We start from the raw sequence: 16,131 nt of genomic DNA, 5'->3' as shown, positions 1-16,131 counted from the left end.
CTCCCGCCCCGCCCCCACCGCCTCCACGTTCACGCTTGCCTCTCTCGCCGGCTCATGGGCTTGGCTTGCCCTCGCCGGCCGAGCGCGCCCGGTCCGCCGGGGGCGGTTCACGGGCTCGTGGGCCGGGCCCGGTTGAGGCTGCGCCGGCCGGGGAATGCCGCGACCGAAGGGTTTGTTGTGGCCCCAGGTAACGCCGTACGACGGTCCGTCGCTGACGCATGCCCCGATGGCTGTGGCGCCGGCAGATGCGACGGTGACCGAGAGGAGCAGGCCGTGCCCGAGAGCAGCCCCGAGACGCATGTCATCGACTTCCGCGCCGCGGAGCAGCTGTTGGCAGCCCGCGATCCGCGCGGTGCGATCCAGCTGCTGGACTCGGTCATCACCGCACACCCCGAGAACACCGCGGCCCGGCTGCTCCGCGCGCGTGCCTTCTTCCTGGCCGCCCAACTACGACCTGCTGAACTCGAATTCCAGATCGTGCTGGAGCGTGAGCCGGACAACGCCTTCGCCCACTTCGCGCTGGGCCGCACCCTGGAGCGTGCCAACCGGCCTGAGGAAGCGCTGCGCCACTTCCGGCTGGCAGCGGCCCTCGAACCGCGGCCGGAGTTCCTTCAGGCCGCACGCTTCGCCCGCGATGACGCAGACGACGGTGACCAGCACCCCTGAGGCAGCCTCTGCGGACCGAGCCAACTGTCCCCGGCCCTTCGTGCTGGGGCCCAGTGTGCTCTCGTGGTCCTACGGCCCGGTGCCGCGCCCGTGGCCGGTGTTCTTGCGTATGCCGTACGCCTCGTTCCGGCCTCGGTCGGGTGCGTACGGCGGTATTTTCCTGCCGGGCTGGTAGTGCGGTCCCTGGTGAATATGGCGGATCACCAGGACCAGGTCCGTGGCCGCCACCATGGCCAGCGCGGCACAGGCCGCGGCCCATTCCGGCCGCCCGACGTTCACGAAGGCCACGGCTCCGGCGACGGCCCACAGCAGGCCCCAGAGCGCCAGCCCGCAGCGGATTCTCAGCGGGCTGCGCGCGTGAACAGGCTCATCTCCCGTACGCATCGGCACCCATCTCCTCCTTCCAGCATGCTCCCCGGTGACCAAGCAGTCACCTGTCCGCTGCGCCTTTCAGCCGGGTGATTTCTGCAGCGTGTTTTCTCCTCGTTCTGATCGTCGTGTCTGTGTCGGGGCGCTGTGCTTGCTGTGCTTGCCCTGGGCGGGTTCTCAGGGCTTCGCTTCGGTGGGGCGGGGGTCGCCTGCGGGGTGGGTGTTGATCCAGGACAGGCCGCCGATGTCGAGCAGGGAGTGGGCGCGGGTCACCGCGACGTAGGCCAGGCGGGCCTCGTCGAGGTCGATCGGCCCGGGGACGGGGGCTCCGTCCTCGTCGCGCTCGTCGAGATCATCGGGGGCGGTGAAGTCGTCTGCGATGCGTACGCTCGCCCATTCCCGGCCCTTGGCCCGATGCGCCGTGGAGACCGTCACCTCGGCGGATTCCTCGGGAGCGAGACGGTCGAGCGCCGGCAGAAGGGCCTGCGAGCCGTGCTCATCGACGAGTTCCACCAGGGGCAGGAGATCACGTCCCGCCGGATCGCACTCGGCGTATTCGCGTAGCTCCGCCCAGCTCGCGAAGAGCGTCAGCTCGGGGTGGGCGGCGCGGCGTCCGTGCTCCAGGGCGTGTGCGGCCCGTGCGAGGGCGCTCAGTGACGCGCCGCCGCCTGCGAGGGCCACCCGGCGGCCGGCGTCCAGCTGCCGTATCACCTCGACCATCGCTCCCGCGTTCGTCCGGCACAGGATCGCCTCCGGGGTCCGGGTGCCGCGTAACTCCGTGCGCAGGGACGGTGAACCGGTCAGCCGGATCGGCGCGTCGACGATCTGCAACCAGCGGTTCGCCTCGGCGGCCAGCGCGGGGCCGAAACGGAAGGACCGGGAGAGGCTGAGCTGGCGGCCGTCGAAGCCGGTCATGACGTCACGCGCACCGCGCCACCCGTAGATGGCTTGTGCGGAGTCCCCGACCAGCACCAGCTGCGCGTGGTCGCGCTGAGCCGTGAAGACCTGCTCGACCACGGGGTTGGTGTCCTGCGCCTCGTCGAGGAGCAGGAAGTCCGCCGGGATGAGCGGGTCGCTCAGCGCCCACATCTTCAGGTAGTGGTCGTGCTCGAAGCGGATCGCGCCGTGATCCGGATGCTGGAGGTCCTCCCACGCTTTGCGGGCGTAGGGAAGGACGAGGCCGGTGAGCTGGGTGTGCAGTGGGGCGGATTCGGCTCCGCGCAGGGGCGGGACGTGGTGGGCGGCGATCTCCCTGTCGGCCGACTGGCAGAAGCGGGTCACCGTGCGCAGGACGGTGGAAGACAGCGCCTTGTTGTTGACCTTCCGTGGGCCGATGCGCACGCACATGCCGTCGTCGATGCCCAGGGCCGCGCCTGTGCGCCAGCCTGCTTGCCGAGGGGCATTCATCCGTGCCTGGTATCTCCTGCCGACGGCGGTGTAGGCGAGGGCGTGTGCGGTGGTGCAGGCGACCTCGGCGGGGAACCGCCGGGCGGCGTGGCGGGCGACCGCCCTGTTGAAGGCGATATATCGACCGAGCCGGCCCTGGCGTCGTGCGGAGTGCGCGAGCATCGCGAGCGTCGTGGTCTTTCCTGTCCCGGCGCCGGCCTGGATCACCAGATGCGAGCCGTTCGAGAAAGCCTCTGCCGCGGCGTGCTGTTCGGGGGTGGGGTGGTGGGCGTGGGCAGGTGCAAGGGGCTGGGGCCGGGGGCGGGGTCGGTGGGGGGTGTGCATGGCGTGTGTCTCCTTGCTGACGTTGGGTGGTTACTGAGAGTGAATGTGTCACTGAATGTAATCGATCGCGTGCTGAGTGCGAGAAGTTTTTTCGTGGCCTGTGGATAACTCCGGTGCTGTGCGCGGCGGAAAGCGCCGGCGGGGAGGCGTTGTCAGTGCCGTCTGCTTCCATCGACATCACGCGAAGCCGCTGCGGCGTCGCCGGAGCGACCCGGCGACGCGGACATGGCGGATACGCAGGCATGGCAGAGACGCGGCAACGGAGAGACACGGGGAGGCGGAGGCGATGCAGGGGGCTCGGGAGGCGCGGGAGAGGCCGTGCATACGGCCGTAGACTCGCAGGTCGGGCGCGGACCGGCGGGCCGGGTGCGGCAGGCCCGGCCGGGGCGGCGAGACCGACGGACGACGGAACAGAGGGCAGGGGACGACGGTATGACCGGGCAGTGGGACGGCGGGGAGACCGCCGACGCCGCGGTCCGCTGTGCCGTGGCCTTCCTCCCCGCCCAGCCGCCCCGCGCCGGCAAGATCGGCCTCTGGCGGCCCGACGGCGGGCCGCTTCCCGACGCCGGGAGCACGGGGAGCGCGGCAGGGGCACCGCAGGTGGGCGGCGGCGCGGAACCGGCGCGGCTGACCGTCGCGCGACGGCACGGCAACGGCGCCCGCAGCCGTACGGTGCCGGCGCTGCTGCTTCCGCTGGCCGAGGCCGTCCCGCTGCTGCTCCGGGCCCGACACGACCCGGCCGCCGACCCGGCGGCCGCGTGCTGGGGAGCCGCGACCCACCACGCCCTGCACCTCGCCGCGCGCGGCAGACTGCTGCCGGGGCTGACCGCCGACGACGCCGACGCGTGGCGCGCCGGTCCCCTCGACCCCGAAGACATCGCGCACCTGCGTGCCATCGCCGCCGCCATGCCCGCGGAGGCGTACCCGGTGCCGCTCACCGGCAGCCGCCCGCTCCAACTCCACGACCCTGCGGCCCTGGTCCGGCTCTTCGTGGACGCGGTCGTCGACGCGCTGCCCCGCACACCGGCCGCCGGGCTCGTCGCCGGCGCCCCGTTCGCCGCGAGCGAGCCGCAGCGCCTTCCCCGGGCGCGGGAATGGGCCGCGGAGGTCGCGGCCGGTGTCGACGCCGGCGTACGGCTCTCCCTGCGCCTCGACCTCGCGCCGCACCAGCTCTTCGACTCCCGCGAGGAGCACCGGGCGGGCGAGGCCGACGACCGCCGCGCCGCGGCCGCCGTCCTGCAGGTGCACAGCCTCACCGACCCCACCCTGGTCACCGACGCCAGCGCCCTGTGGGAGGGCGAGGGCTCCGACCACTTCGGGCCGCGCTCCCGCGTCGACACCCTCCTGGCCCTGCGCCGCGCCGCCCGCGTCTGGGACCCTCTCACCCGCCTGCTGGACCGGCCGGTGCCCGACGTACTGCCGCTCGGCGAGGACGAGTTGTACGAGCTGCTGGGGGAGGCCGCCCCCCGGCTGGGCGCCGCCGGGGTGGCTGTCCACTGGCCCAAGGAGCTGGCCCGCGGCCTGACCGCGTCGGCGGTGCTGCGCCCGGCGCCGGGCTCGGCGGCCGACGGGTTCGGCTTCTTCGACACGCGTGAACTGCTCCAGTTCCGCTGGCAGGTCGCGATGGACGGGGCGCCGCTGACGGAGGCGGAGATGGACGCCCTCGCCGAGGCGCACCGGCCGGTGGTCCGGCTGCGCGACCAGTGGGTCCTGGTCGACCCCGGGCTCGTTCGTAAGGCCCGTAAGCGCGAACTGGGCTATCTGGAGCCGGTCGACGCCCTCGCCGCGACGCTCAACGGCACCGCGGAGGTCGACGGCGAGCAGGTCGAGGTGGTGCCCCTCGGGGCGCTCGCCGCGCTGCGCGCCCGGCTCACCACGGAAGCGGCCCCGGTACCCCAGCCCCCCGGACTGCGTGCGACGCTCCGCGACTACCAACTGCGCGGCATGGCCTGGCTCGACACCATGACGTCCCTCGGCCTGGGCGGCTGCCTCGCCGACGACATGGGGCTGGGCAAGACGATCACCGTCATCGCGCTCCACCTGCACCGGCGGCCCACCGAACCGGTTCTCGTGGTGTGCCCCGCCTCCCTCCTCGGCAACTGGCAGCGCGAGATCGAGCGGTTCGCCCCCGGCACGCCCGTACGGCGGTACCACGGTGCCGGCCGCAGCCTCGACGACCTGGACGGCGGGTTCGTCCTGACCACCTACGGCACGATGCGCAGCAGCGCCACCCAACTGGCCGCGCGGCGTTGGGCCTGGGTGGTCGCCGACGAGGCCCAGCACGTGAAGAACCCGCGCTCCTCGACCGCCAAGGCACTGCGCGGCCTCAAGGCCCCCGCGCGGATCGCCCTCACCGGCACGCCCGTGGAGAACAACCTCTCCGAGCTGTGGGCCCTGTTGGACTGGACGACCCCCGGACTCCTCGGCCCGCTCAAGACGTTCCGCGCGCTGCACGCCCGGGAGGTCGAAGGCGGCGAGGACCCGGAGGCCGCCGAACGGCTGGCCAGGCTGGTGCGTCCGTTCATCCTGCGCCGCAAGAAGTCCGACCCCGGGATCGCTCCCGAGCTTCCGCCGAAGACCGAGACCGACCACCCGGTGGCGCTGGGGCGCGAACAGGCCGCGCTGTACCAGGCTGTCGTCCGCGAAACCCTCGCCCGGATCGAGGCAGCCGAAGGCATGGCGCGCCGCGGCCTGGTCATGAAGCTGCTCACCGCCCTCAAGCAGATCTGCAACCACCCCGCGCAGTACCTCAAGGAGGCCGCACCGGGCCTGGCCGCCCGCTCCGGGAAGCTCGAACTCCTCGACGAACTCCTGGACACCATCCTCGCCGAGGGCGGCGCGACGCTGGTCTTCACCCAGTACGTGGGGATGGCGCGGCTGCTGGAGAAGCACCTCGCCGCGCGCGGCATCCCCACCCAGCTGCTGCACGGCGGTACCCCCGTCGCCGAACGGGAGAAGATGGTCGACCGCTTCCAGTCCGGACAGGCCCCGGTCTTCCTGCTCTCCCTCAAGGCGGCCGGCACCGGGCTGAACCTCACCCGCGCCGGCCACGTGATCCACTACGACCGCTGGTGGAACCCGGCGGTGGAGGAACAGGCCACCGACCGCGCCTACCGCATCGGCCAGACCCAGCCCGTCCAGGTCCACCGGCTGATCGCCGAAGGCACCGTCGAGGACAACATCGCCCAGCTCCTCGGTGCCAAACGGGCGCTGGCCGACGCCGTGCTGTCCGGGGGAGAGACCGCGCTCACCGAACTGTCCGATGCCGAACTTGCCGATCTCGTCTCCCTCAGGAGGGCCGGATGACTCCTCGTACCCCGTCCGGCCGCCGTACCCCCGCGCACGCCGCCGCGGCCGACCGGTCGCGTACCTTCCCGCCGCTGCCGGCCCGGACCGGCGCCCGCGGCCTGTTTGCCGCCTCGTGGTGGGGGAGCGCCTGGCTGGACGCGCTGGAGACCACCGCCCTCGACAGCGCCCGGCTCGCCCGCGGCCGCACCTACGCCCGCGACGGCCACGTCGACACCATCAACGTCACCCCGGGTCGCGTCATCGCCACCGTACGCGGCAGCAGGCCCCGCCCGTACAGCGCCGAAATCCGCCTCCGCACCCTCAGCGACCAGGAATGGGACACCCTCCTGGACGCGATCGCTGCGGAACCCGCGCAGCTCGCCGCCCTGTTGGCCAAGAAGCTGCCCAGCGCGCTGGCCGACAGCGACGTGCGCCTCCTGCCGGGACCGGGAGACCTCGTCCCCCGGTGCTCGTGCCCCGACAACGGCAGACCGTGCAAGCACGCCGCCGCACTCTGCTTCCAGGTGGCCCGCCTGCTGGACGCCGACCCGTTCGTCCTGCTGCTGATGCGTGGCCGCGGCGAACGCGAACTCCTCGACGAACTCTCCCGCCGCAACGCCGCCCTGACCGCCCGCGAAGCCCGCGCGCACACCCGCCGCGACACGGCCCCGCCCACAGGCAGCCCCCGGGGGCCCGCTTCGGCGGCCGCCGGGGAGGGGGACGCAGCGGACCCGGCCACGGCACCGCAGGACGCCGCGGCACAACCGGAGGCGACCGGCCCCGGTGTGCTCGCCCGTGCCGCCCTGGCCGACCGGCCACGGCCGCCGCTCCCGCCGCCCGTGCCGCTGCCCGCACAGGCCGGCCGCCCGCCCGTCCTGCCCGACGGCGACGGGCTCCCGTTCGACCCCGAGACCCTCACCTTCCTGGCCGCCGACGCCGCGGACCGCGCCCACGCCTGCCTGTCCGCCGCAGCACCCGCCCACCCCGGCGGTGCCTCCGCCCGCCGCAGCCCCTTCCCGGACCTGCCCCCGTGGGAGGACGCCGTCCGCCTGGCCGCCACTGCCCACCCCACCGCCGGACTGACCTCCGCCACCCGCGCCCTCTACCGCGACCTCGCGGCGGCGACCGGCCGCGCACCCACCGACGTCGCCCGCTCCGTGGCGGCCTGGCGGCAAGGCGGACCCGAAGGACTCACCCTCCTCGACACCACCTGGAACCCACCGGCCGGCGACTTCGACCGGGCCCGCAGCGCCCTCCTCGCCGCCGACCTCCCCGCCCTGCGCCCCCGCCACAACCACCTCACCGACCCCGAGCGCGGCATCCAGCTCCGCTTCGGCCACGACAACCGCTGGTACCCCTACGAGGCCGAGCCCGGCACCGACGACTGGTGGCCCACCGGCCCCGCCGACCCCGACCCCGTAGGCGCTCTCACCACCCTCCTCGCACGATGACTAACCTCGCCTCCGTGGAAGGTCTCGACACACTCACCCGGTCCCTCGCCCGGCGCACCCCCGAGCAGCTCGCCGCACTCCTCACCCGGCACGCCGAGCCGCTCGCCCGCCGGCCCGCGCCCACCGAACTCCGCGGCCTGGCAAGCGCATTGTGGTCCTACGAAACCCTCCACCACCTGGTGCTGCACGTCGACCACCCGCGCCTCAAGGTGCTCGCCACCACCGCCCGCATCAGCCAGGAGCGCGCCGCGCAGGACGCCCCCGGCCCCGCAGCGCCCGCCCCGGGCGCCGACTACCAGTCCCTGATGGCGCACCGGCTGTCCTTCGCCCAGCTGGCCACCGCCCCCGTCCCGCCCGAGGACGTCCTCGCCGCCCTGGAAGCCACCGGGGCCGCGCGCGACGCCGCCGAAAGCGCCCTGCGCGCCCTCTACGACGACGCCCTCGCCGCCCCCACCGAGGACGGCGCCGTCGTCGTCCCGCCCCGCACCCCCCAGCTCCTCGCCGCCCACGACTTCGGCCCGTTCCTCGCCGAAGCCCCCCGCCCCGTCCCGGACGACCCCGCCGGCGCGGCGACACCCGTTTCGGCGGTCTCCGCGACCTCACCGCACGACGAGTCCCGGGCCGCCGCGGCGACCCTCGCCGCGACCGCGGATCGCCTGCTGGCCTCCCTGGCGACGCAGCCCGCGGCACTGCGCAAGTCCGGCGGCCTGGCCGTACGGGAGATCAAACGGCTGGCCAAGGCGGCCGGCGCCGGTGAACCGCAGACCCGCCTCCTCCTCGACCTCGCCCTCGCCGCCGGCCTGATCGCGCTGACCCGCACCCCGGCCGGCATCACCGCCCTGCCCACCGGCGCCTACGACGACTGGCTGGCCCGCCCGCCCGGGCAGCGCCTCGCCCCCCTCCTCACGGCCTGGTCCGCCCTGTGGGCCATCCCCACCCACACCCCGTTCGGGGAGACGCCCACCGCACTGGTCCGCGGCCACGACCGGCACGCCCCCGCCCTCCGGCACGCCCTCCTCGCCACACTGGCGACCGTGCCCCCCGCGGCCGGCGCGCCCCTCGCGACCCCGGCCCCCGGCACCGTGCCGCCCGGTCTCCTGCGGGCAGCGGACTGGCACCGTCCGCTCGCCGTCACCGCCCAGCCCATGGCCGAGGACCGCGCCGCCCACACCCTCGACGAAGCGGCCTACCTGGGGCTGGTCGCCCACGGCACGCTCACCCCGCTCGGCCGGGCGCTGCTCACCGACCCGCACTCCCTCGACGAGCCGCTCGCCGACCTGCTCCCACCGCTGCTCGAACAGGCCCACTTCCAGGCCGATCTGACCGCCGTGGTGCCAGGCCGCCCCACCGCCGCGCTCGCCGCACTGCTCAGCTCCGCCGCCGACCGGGAATCCGAGGAGCACGCCGTCACCTGGCGTTTCACCCCCGCCTCGGTACGCCACGCGCTGGACACCGGGCACACCGCCGGCACCCTCCTCGACGACCTCACCCGCGCCTCGACCACCGGCGCCCTGCCGCAGCCGCTGCGTTACCTCGTCCAGGACGCCGCCCGCGCCCACGGCCGGATGCGGGTGCTGCCCGCCGCGTGCTGCATCCGTTCCGACGACGAAACCCTCGTCAAGGAACTGGCCGCACACCGCGCCCTGGGCGACCTCGCCCTGCGCGTCATCGCCCCGACCGTCCTGGTCAGCGGCCGCCCGCCGGCCGCCACCCTGGACGCCCTGCGCGCCGCGGGCTACGCCCCCGCGCTGGAATCCGACACCGGTACCACCACCGTCGAACGCCTCCCCGCCCACCGCACGACCGCCCCCGCCCCCACCCGCGATCCGCAGGCCCCGCTGGCCCTCGCACGCCGCCTCCTGGGGCTCACACCGCAGCCCGGGGAAGCCGCCGCGACCGGCGGCGGATGACCCGTAGGCGGGGCGGGCGGCCCGTGGTCCCCAGGGGCGGCCGGCCGTTCGCGAGGGGAAGGCGTTGGCGGGGCCGGCCGCCGCGGCCCTCAGTCGTCGGCCGGTTTCCTCCGGTGCGCGCCGCCGATGCGCCGCAGGGCCGTCGGCCCGAAGCCGAGCGGCCGGGGAAAGCGCCGGGAAGCGGCGGGCAGCGCCGAGAGGGCGGGGGCGCCGGCCGCCGCGGGAGACCGCGGGGCGCCGGCCGGCGGGGGACCGGCCGTGGCGGCCGGATGCGGCGGGACGGATATCGGCGCCGCCTCCCAGCCCGGTGCGCCGTCCGCCGCCGGGCGGACCCGCGCCGCTCGGCCGCGGAGCAGGTTGAGCGCGGCCGAGGAGTGCACGAAGGGCGCCGTACGGGCGGCCGCGGTGACGACATCGGCGTAGGCCCGGCAGACGGCCCGGCGGCCGGCGGCAGGGGAGCCGAGGGCCTCGCCGGTGGCCACGGACCAGGGTTCCTGGGCGATGCTGCCGATCGCGCGCTGCACCTTCCGGGCGAGCGCCGGATCGTCCAGCCCGTGCCGGCGCACCGCCTCGCGCAGTGCGGTCGCGCCGTGCGCGGCGACCGACAGGCCCTGGCCGAAGTCGGGGCTGAGCGACACGACGGCGCCGCCGAGCGCGATGAACCCGGAGGGCCAGCAGGGAAGTCGGTCGAACCGCCGACGGCGGTTGACCGTGCTGCGGGACAGCCGTACCTCGCTCAGCGGCTCGGCGCCCGCAAGGAGATCGGCGAGGGCGGGGTCGCCCGTCCGGCGGGCGAACGGCACGAACCGGCCCGCGTGTTGGGTGGGCCGGGCGTCCCCGGTGCCGGTCAGCGTGACCAGCCAGCGTCCGCCCTCTACCGGGACCAGCGTCGCCGTCCGGTCGGGGAGCCAGCGAGCGGGCGTGCCGGGAGCGGCACGGCCCGGAATCAGCCCGGAGGAGCCCGAACGGGAAATCAGCACCGGGTGGTTCTCGACACCGTCGGGAGCACGGAACAGGCGGGTGGCCGAGACGATGCCGCAGTCGGCGAGGTCCTCGCAGGCGGTGGGCAGGCCCAGCGCCCGCAACCGGTCCTGGGTGGTGGAGTGCCGGCCGGTGGCGTCGACGACCAGGTCGGCGTCCAGCCGGCGCGTCGCGCCCGTCGTGGTGTCCCTGACCCGCACACCCGTGACGTGTTCGGCGGTGCCGGTCAGCTCCTCCGCCTCGGTGCCGTCCAGGACGCTCACCCCGGGCAGGACCGTCACCCGTTGGCGCGCGACCCGGTCGAGCAGATCTCGGGAGCAGGCGACCAGATACGGCGGGCGGCGCCGGCGTAACCAGCCCTGCGGCGAGCGGACGGCGAGTTCCGCCGGTACCGGCACCCGGCGAGCGCCCTCGGCCAGCCAGCCGTCGAGGCTGCCGGGCAGCAGGGCGTCGACCAGCCGGGCGCCGTCCGCGGCCAGCAGATGGGCGTGCCGGGCGTGCGGCAGGTCCGTCGGCAGGGCGGGGGTGCGCGGCAGCTTCTCCCGCTCGACGATGATGACGTCGGCGTGCCCGGCCAGCGCGGCGGCGGCGAGCATGCCCGTGAAGCCGCCGCCGAGGACCACCGCCAGATAGGGGTGGGTGAACTGCAGCCCGCTGCTGCTCGTACTGCTCGATGCGGTCATGGACAGTCCCTTTCTCGGCGGCGGAGCACGGTCTCCCGGCGGGAGCGGGACACGTCCAGGAAGGGCGGTTCCGCGTACGGTCGGGAATGTCGGCGCGCGGCGGCGAGGACGGCATCGGCGGCGGCCGTGAACGAGGCCGTCACCGAGGACGGCAGGGACGCGGATGCGGTCCGCAGGATGCGCAGAGGTGCCGGTGGAAGCGGTAATGCTCGTTGTGGGTCCCGGCAGGCCGGCGCACAGGCCGGCCTGCCGCCCCCCGATCTCCCCATCATGATTCCCCCTCAGGCCGTGCCCGTGCTGCCCCGGGAGCGGCCCCGTCCTCCGACACCCGCCCGTATCACCGGGTGCGGCGGGCGGGCGCAACTGCCTCGCGGAGCGCGCTCTGCCCCTGGGGACGCGGCCGTTACCTATGGTCAACGGCGGACACAATTCGGGATCGTAGGCGGCAGCGATCACATCCGGTAGCCAGGTTTGAGCGAGGGATGTGTGAGAGCCACCCGGGGAATACCGATGGGTAGATCTGAAGTAAAACGTCGTAATGGGTGGAAAACGCTTGGCTCGTTTCTCGCGAGGTGAGAAAGCCGGCGTGAAATTCTCGTGACGTGACGGACGGTGGCGTCCGAATCGGCGCATGGTTGGCGCGAAATGATCGGAAACCCCCGGTCCTGGCGATGTCGTGCCTACCCTGTGCGGGCACCGCACCGGAGAACCCGAGGGAGAGTCGTGCGCGCGATTGTGATGCGAGAGTTCGGCGGCCCGGACGTGCTGCGGCTCGAGGACGTGCCCGAACCCGGGCCCCGCGGCGGTCACATGCTGGTCGACGTGACCCTGGCCGGCGTCAACTACGCGGATGTACACGCCCGCGGGGACTCCTACCTCGCGCCCGTCGAGCTTCCGTACGTACCGGGCAACGAGGTCGTGGGGACCGTGGACGGTGGCCGGCGGGTCGTCGGGCTGTGCCGCGGCGGCGGATACGCGGAGCGGACGCTGCTGCACCGCCGGGTCACCTGGGACGTGCCCGACGCCGTCAGCGACGAACAGGCCGTCGCGCTGGCGTTGCAGGGAAACAGCGCCTGGCACCTGCTGTTCACCTCGCTGCGGATCACCGAGGGCGAGACCGTCGTGGTGCCCGCCGCGGCGGGCGGGGTGGGCTCGCTGGCCGTCCAGCTCGCCGCGCGGGCCGGCGCCCGGGTCATCGGCCTGGCCGGCTCCGCGGAGAAGCGCAAGCTGGCACAGGAGTTGGGCGCCCACGCCGTCGTCGACTCGACCGCCGACGACCTGACGGAGCGCATCCTGGACGCGGCGGGCGGCCCGGTCGAGGCGGCGCTGGAGATGACCGGCGGCGCCACCTTCGCGCGCACCCTCGCCGCCGTTGCACCGCGCGGCCGGCTCGCCGTCTACGGCTTCGCCGGCGGCGACCTGGCGAGCGTGCCGACCCGGGACCTGATGGAGAAGTCGCTCACCGTCTCGGGCTTCTGGCTGCCGCAGCTCTACGCGGACCGCACGGCCCTGCCGACCTCCATGAAGGCGCTGTTCGACGCGGTCGAGGACGGTTCCCTCACGCCGCTGACCGGGGCCGTCCACCCGCTCGGGGACGCGGCGCGGGCCCACCGCGAGCTGGCCGCCCGCACCGGAACCGGGAAACTCGCCCTCGACGTCACCCGATAAGTCCGGTAGTCCGGAACGCCGCACGGGCACAACGGCTCGTACGTCACACGCCGTGCGCCTGCGGGCGCGGAACACTGCCAGGGGAGAGCACACGATGGGCAACAGCACCACAGCATCGGGAGCGCCGGCCCCGGCCGCCGCGCCCGCCTCCGCTTCGGGCACCGCGGCGCCGGCCACCCCGGGCCGCCCCGGGAGCACGCGCCGGATGACGAAGAAGGCGCCGGCCGCCAGCTCCCGGGCCTCCGGATCCGGCCATGCCGAACGGGTCTTCCTCGTCCAGACGGCCTTCGCCGAACTCGGCGGCTCCGCCCACGGGCCCGGTGAGATCGCCGAGTTCACCGGCCTGGACGACTCGGTCGTCTACCGCATCCTGCAGTCCGGGATCTACCAGCGGATCTTCGAGCGGGTGGACCGCGGCCTGTACCGGCTGCGGACCTCGGCCGCGCAACTGGCCTTCACCGCGCTCGACCACCGTCTCGACGGCGCACAGTCGGTGCTCCGCGACCTGCGGACCGCCACCGACGGCGGGCTGGCGTTCCTCTACATGGTGGCGCCGTTCTCCGGCGCCCAGCGACAGTGCGTCGACATGGCCGTCGGCGACTCCGACCTCGCGGAGCTGGGCATGACCCCGCGCGACGTGCTGTCCGTGACGCGTTCGCTGCGCACCGGCGCCTCCGGGCGGACGATCCTGGCCTACCTGCCGGAGGTCCTCCAGCAGCGGGTGCTGGCCGAGCCCGTACCGGACCAGGCGGGGCCGGGTGTCTACCGGGACAACGACGCGCTGGTCGAGTCCCTCGCGGAGGTCCGCGACCTCGGCCACGCGCTCGGCTACGAGGAGTGCATGGCCGGCTGGAACTCCTGCGCGGCGCCGATCATGTGGGACGGCTCCATCATGGGCGCCGTTCTGCTGCTCAAGCTCAAGTCCGTGATGCCGGTGGCCCCCGACAACGTCATCGAGGCGACGAAGGAGGCGGCGGCCGAGCTGAGCCGCTACGGAGCCGCGCGGCCGGACGTCGGCCGGGATTGAACCGCGCGGACCGGCACCCCTCGGTGACGCACCGGGGGGACCGGCGGCCCGGGACGACGACGACCCGGATGGGGCGGGCGGGCTGCCCGCCGGCTGGCGCGCCGCGCCTCGCGTGCCCCCGCCGTGCACAATGGCCGGGTGCGGCTCGAAGCGATCACCTGGGAACGGCTCACCGACGCGCTCGCCGAGCGCATCACCGCGACGACGCCGAAGGACGGGAGCAGCTGGCTGCGGATCGCCGTCGACGGGGCGCCGGCCGCCGCGCCCGGTGACCTGGCCGGGCGGCTCGCCGAGGCGCTGCGGGTCCGCGGGCGGGCGGTGCACCGGGCCGGCACGTTCGGCTTTCTGCGGCCCGCCTCCGTGCGGCTCGAACACGGCCGGGAGGACCCCGACGCCTTCCACGACGAGTGGTTCGACCGGCAGGCGCTCTGGCGCGAGGTGTTCCAGCCGCTGGACCCGGGCGGCAGCGGGCGGGTGCTCCCGGACCTGTGGGATCCGGCCACGGACCGCGCCACCCGCAGCGCGTACGTGACGCTGCCGCCCGGCGGGATCCTGCTGCTGCACGGCCCGTTCCTGCTCGGACACTGGTTCCCTTTCGATCTCTCCGTCCACCTGAAGCTGTCGCCGGCCGCGCTGGCCCGCCGCACCCCCGAGGGCGAGCGCTGGACGCTGCCCGCCTTCGCGCGCTACGAGGCCGAGACCCGGCCCGAGGAGGCCGCGGACGTCGTCGTCCGGGCCGACGATCCGCGCCGGCCCGCCTGGAGCGGACCCGTCTGACCGCCGGGCTCCCCAGGGCTCAGACGAGCTGCCGGATCTCGCCCCGGACGCGGTAGAACCCGCCCGAGGACGCCGACAGGTCATCGACGACGTACCGCACACCGGCCCGGCGTATGTGGCGCGGGAACTGGACGTTCCAGGACGGCTCGTAGCCGTCGGAGAGCACGTGCACCCGCAGCCGGCCGCCTTCCTGGACGCACTCCACCACGACCCCGGACGCCGCCGCGGCCGGCACCGTCTGCACCGTCGCCGACGGGGTGTAAGTGGGCAGCGCGGCAGCCGACTTCACGTCCCGGGCCACCGGAACCGAGCCCGACCGGGCCGCGGCGACGGCCGCTTCGCTCGCGTCGACACAGACCAGCGACCCGTCGGTGGTGACCATGTACAGCTTCTCGTCCAGATACTGCATCGACAGCGCCGAGCCGCCGCCGGTGCCGAGCTTCCACAGACGGGTGCCGTCGGCGGCGAAGCAGTACACCGAGGAGGCCGAGTCGCCGGCGAACACATAGCGGCCGCCGGGCGCCGTGGCGCAGGAGTAGACGACCGTGTCGCACCGGTAGGTGGCCTCCACGGCGCCACCGGATTTCGCCAGCCGCTGGACGACCCGCCGGTCGGTGCCGGCGTACACCGCGTCGTCCTCCTGCCAGCCGAACAGCACCGCGCCCGTGGTGGGGGTGTGCCACAACTCGCCGCTGCCGTCGGCACGATAGGCGGTCACACCGCGGCGGTGGCCGTGGTAGACGGCGTGTTCGTCCCGCCGCACCATCCAGGCGTGCTCGCCCGGGCTGCGCCGCGACCACTGGAACTCGTCCTCGTGGTCGATGACGGTCAGCCCGCCGGCGCGGTCGGCGACGTTGAGGACGCCCTCGCGGATGTCCAGCCAGAAGATGTCGACGTCGGGCGCGATGTCGTAGGCGGCGAAGGGGAGTTTCGACGACAGGTCGTAGACCGTGCCGTCGTCGCAGCCGGCGTAGATCCAGAAGTCGTCCGCCACCAGGCACTTGACGCCGGCGGGCAGCTGATAGCGCGCCAGCACCTCGCCGTCGTGGCCGAGTGTGTGGACCTCGCCGTTCTGATTGCCGACCCAGCAGCGGTCCTCGGCGATGTGGATGCCGAACGCGGAGGCGCCCGTGCGGAACCGCCACAGCACGGGGGCCACCGCGCGGGCCGTCGACGGCGCGGAGGTGACCTGACGTCGTGTCACCGCGCGGGCGGCGCGCCCTCCCGGCACCGCCGGCGCATAGCCCTTGCGGACCTTCTCGCCGATCTTCCGGGCGGCCGCGGCCTGCGCCTTCTCGCGCGTCGGGAAGGAGGAGAGCTGCCGCTGCCCGTCCGCGCCGATGCGGCCGTAGCGCACCGAGACGTCCGTGTCCCGCACCGTCACCTCGTAGAACTTGTGCGCCCCGCCGCCGTCTTGTGACAGTTCCAGATACGTGGTGGTCTCGGACATGGGTCTCCCCTCCCCGGGCGGCCCCGACGGCCGTCCCCCGCTGTTGAAAACCGTACGGCGCACCACTGACAACGGGCCGTGGAGCGCCTCACCCGGACCGCTGTCCGCCCTGCTCACGGCGGCAGTTAGC

The 16,131-nt window shown here is 74.3% G+C and carries 11 protein-coding genes; 7 read left to right on the top strand and 4 right to left on the bottom strand.

The annotated features are described in order from the left end of the window. The first annotated feature begins 273 nt into the window (after positions 1-273). Positions 274-666 (top strand): tetratricopeptide repeat protein, encoded by a 393-nt coding sequence (locus OO62_RS33345; protein ID WP_033271432.1) that lies wholly within the window; start codon positions 274-276, stop codon positions 664-666. 69 nt (positions 667-735) lie between these two features. On the opposite strand, the gene OO62_RS33340 is transcribed toward OO62_RS33345, so the two are convergent. Beyond that, a complete protein-coding gene (locus OO62_RS33340; RefSeq protein WP_051733823.1) occupies positions 736-1,050 on the bottom strand; it encodes a DUF6343 family protein in 315 nt (104 codons plus the stop codon). Positions 1,051-1,212: 162 nt separating this feature from the next. Continuing rightward, positions 1,213-2,766 (bottom strand): UvrD-helicase domain-containing protein, encoded by a 1,554-nt coding sequence (locus OO62_RS33335; RefSeq protein WP_051733822.1) that lies wholly within the window; start codon positions 2,764-2,766, stop codon positions 1,213-1,215. A 432-nt stretch (positions 2,767-3,198) separates the two neighbouring features. Between OO62_RS33335 and OO62_RS33330 the strand changes: the two genes are divergently transcribed. From OO62_RS33330 to OO62_RS41445, 3 genes are read left to right on the top strand one after another with little or no spacing between them, the layout of a single operon-like run. Continuing rightward, a complete protein-coding gene (locus tag OO62_RS33330; RefSeq protein WP_051733821.1) occupies positions 3,199-6,072 on the top strand; it encodes a DEAD/DEAH box helicase in 2,874 nt (957 codons plus the stop codon). Beyond that, positions 6,069-7,505: an SWIM zinc finger family protein gene (locus OO62_RS33325; protein WP_033271431.1), complete on the top strand. Its 1,437-nt coding sequence runs from the start codon at positions 6,069-6,071 to the stop codon at positions 7,503-7,505. The genes OO62_RS33330 and OO62_RS33325 overlap by 4 nt, the downstream gene beginning before the upstream one ends. A 14-nt stretch (positions 7,506-7,519) precedes the next feature. Further along, complete coding sequence (locus OO62_RS41445; RefSeq protein ID WP_078617488.1) at positions 7,520-9,415, top strand: helicase-associated domain-containing protein; 1,896 nt, start codon at positions 7,520-7,522, stop codon at positions 9,413-9,415. An 89-nt stretch (positions 9,416-9,504) separates the two neighbouring features. On the opposite strand, the gene OO62_RS33310 is transcribed toward OO62_RS41445, so the two are convergent. Next, entirely contained in the window at positions 9,505-11,079 is a 1,575-nt protein-coding gene (locus OO62_RS33310; RefSeq protein ID WP_051733819.1) for an FAD-dependent monooxygenase, read from the bottom strand. Between the two features lie 723 nt (positions 11,080-11,802). Here OO62_RS33310 and OO62_RS33305 point away from each other — a divergent pair. The 3 genes from OO62_RS33305 to OO62_RS33295 all read left to right on the top strand — a co-directional run bounded on the left by OO62_RS33305 (position 11,803) and on the right by OO62_RS33295 (position 14,551). Beyond that, positions 11,803-12,747 carry a quinone oxidoreductase family protein gene (locus OO62_RS33305; protein ID WP_033271429.1) on the top strand — a complete coding sequence of 315 codons (945 nt, stop codon included), beginning with the start codon at positions 11,803-11,805 and terminating at the stop codon, positions 12,745-12,747. A gap of 94 nt (positions 12,748-12,841) precedes the next feature. Continuing rightward, entirely contained in the window at positions 12,842-13,774 is a 933-nt protein-coding gene (locus OO62_RS33300; protein ID WP_033271428.1) for an IclR family transcriptional regulator domain-containing protein, read from the top strand. Positions 13,775-13,912: 138 nt separating this feature from the next. Then, positions 13,913-14,551, top strand: coding sequence for a nucleoside/nucleotide kinase family protein (locus tag OO62_RS33295; RefSeq protein ID WP_033271427.1), 639 nt, complete (start codon positions 13,913-13,915; stop codon positions 14,549-14,551). A gap of 19 nt (positions 14,552-14,570) precedes the next feature. Here OO62_RS33295 and OO62_RS33290 read toward each other — a convergent pair whose 3' ends face one another. Then, positions 14,571-16,001, bottom strand: a complete 1,431-nt coding sequence (locus OO62_RS33290) for a WGR domain-containing protein (protein ID WP_033271426.1) — start codon at positions 15,999-16,001, stop codon at positions 14,571-14,573. Positions 16,002-16,131 lie beyond the last annotated feature (130 nt).

The sequence above is a fragment of the Streptomyces lydicus genome, from assembly GCF_000717345.1.
Taxonomy (GTDB): Bacteria; Actinomycetota; Actinomycetes; order Streptomycetales; family Streptomycetaceae; genus Streptomyces; species Streptomyces lydicus.
The sequence above is the reverse complement of the archived record's forward strand: the minus strand, read 5'-3'. Positions and strand labels throughout refer to the sequence as shown.

Excerpts from the sequence above, each read along its gene's own strand:
- OO62_RS33340 (WP_051733823.1), bottom strand. The coding sequence starts at position 1,050 with ATGCGTACGGGAGATGAGCCTGTTCACGCGCGCAGCCCGCTGAGAATC.
- OO62_RS33335 (WP_051733822.1), bottom strand. The coding sequence starts at position 2,766 with ATGCACACCCCCCACCGACCCCGCCCCCGGCCCCAGCCCCTTGCACCT.
- OO62_RS33330 (WP_051733821.1), top strand. The coding sequence starts at position 3,199 with ATGACCGGGCAGTGGGACGGCGGGGAGACCGCCGACGCCGCGGTCCGC.
- OO62_RS33325 (WP_033271431.1), top strand. The coding sequence starts at position 6,069 with ATGACTCCTCGTACCCCGTCCGGCCGCCGTACCCCCGCGCACGCCGCC.
- OO62_RS33310 (WP_051733819.1), bottom strand. The coding sequence starts at position 11,079 with ATGACCGCATCGAGCAGTACGAGCAGCAGCGGGCTGCAGTTCACCCAC.
- OO62_RS33300 (WP_033271428.1), top strand. The coding sequence starts at position 12,842 with ATGGGCAACAGCACCACAGCATCGGGAGCGCCGGCCCCGGCCGCCGCG.
- OO62_RS33290 (WP_033271426.1), bottom strand. The coding sequence starts at position 16,001 with ATGTCCGAGACCACCACGTATCTGGAACTGTCACAAGACGGCGGCGGG.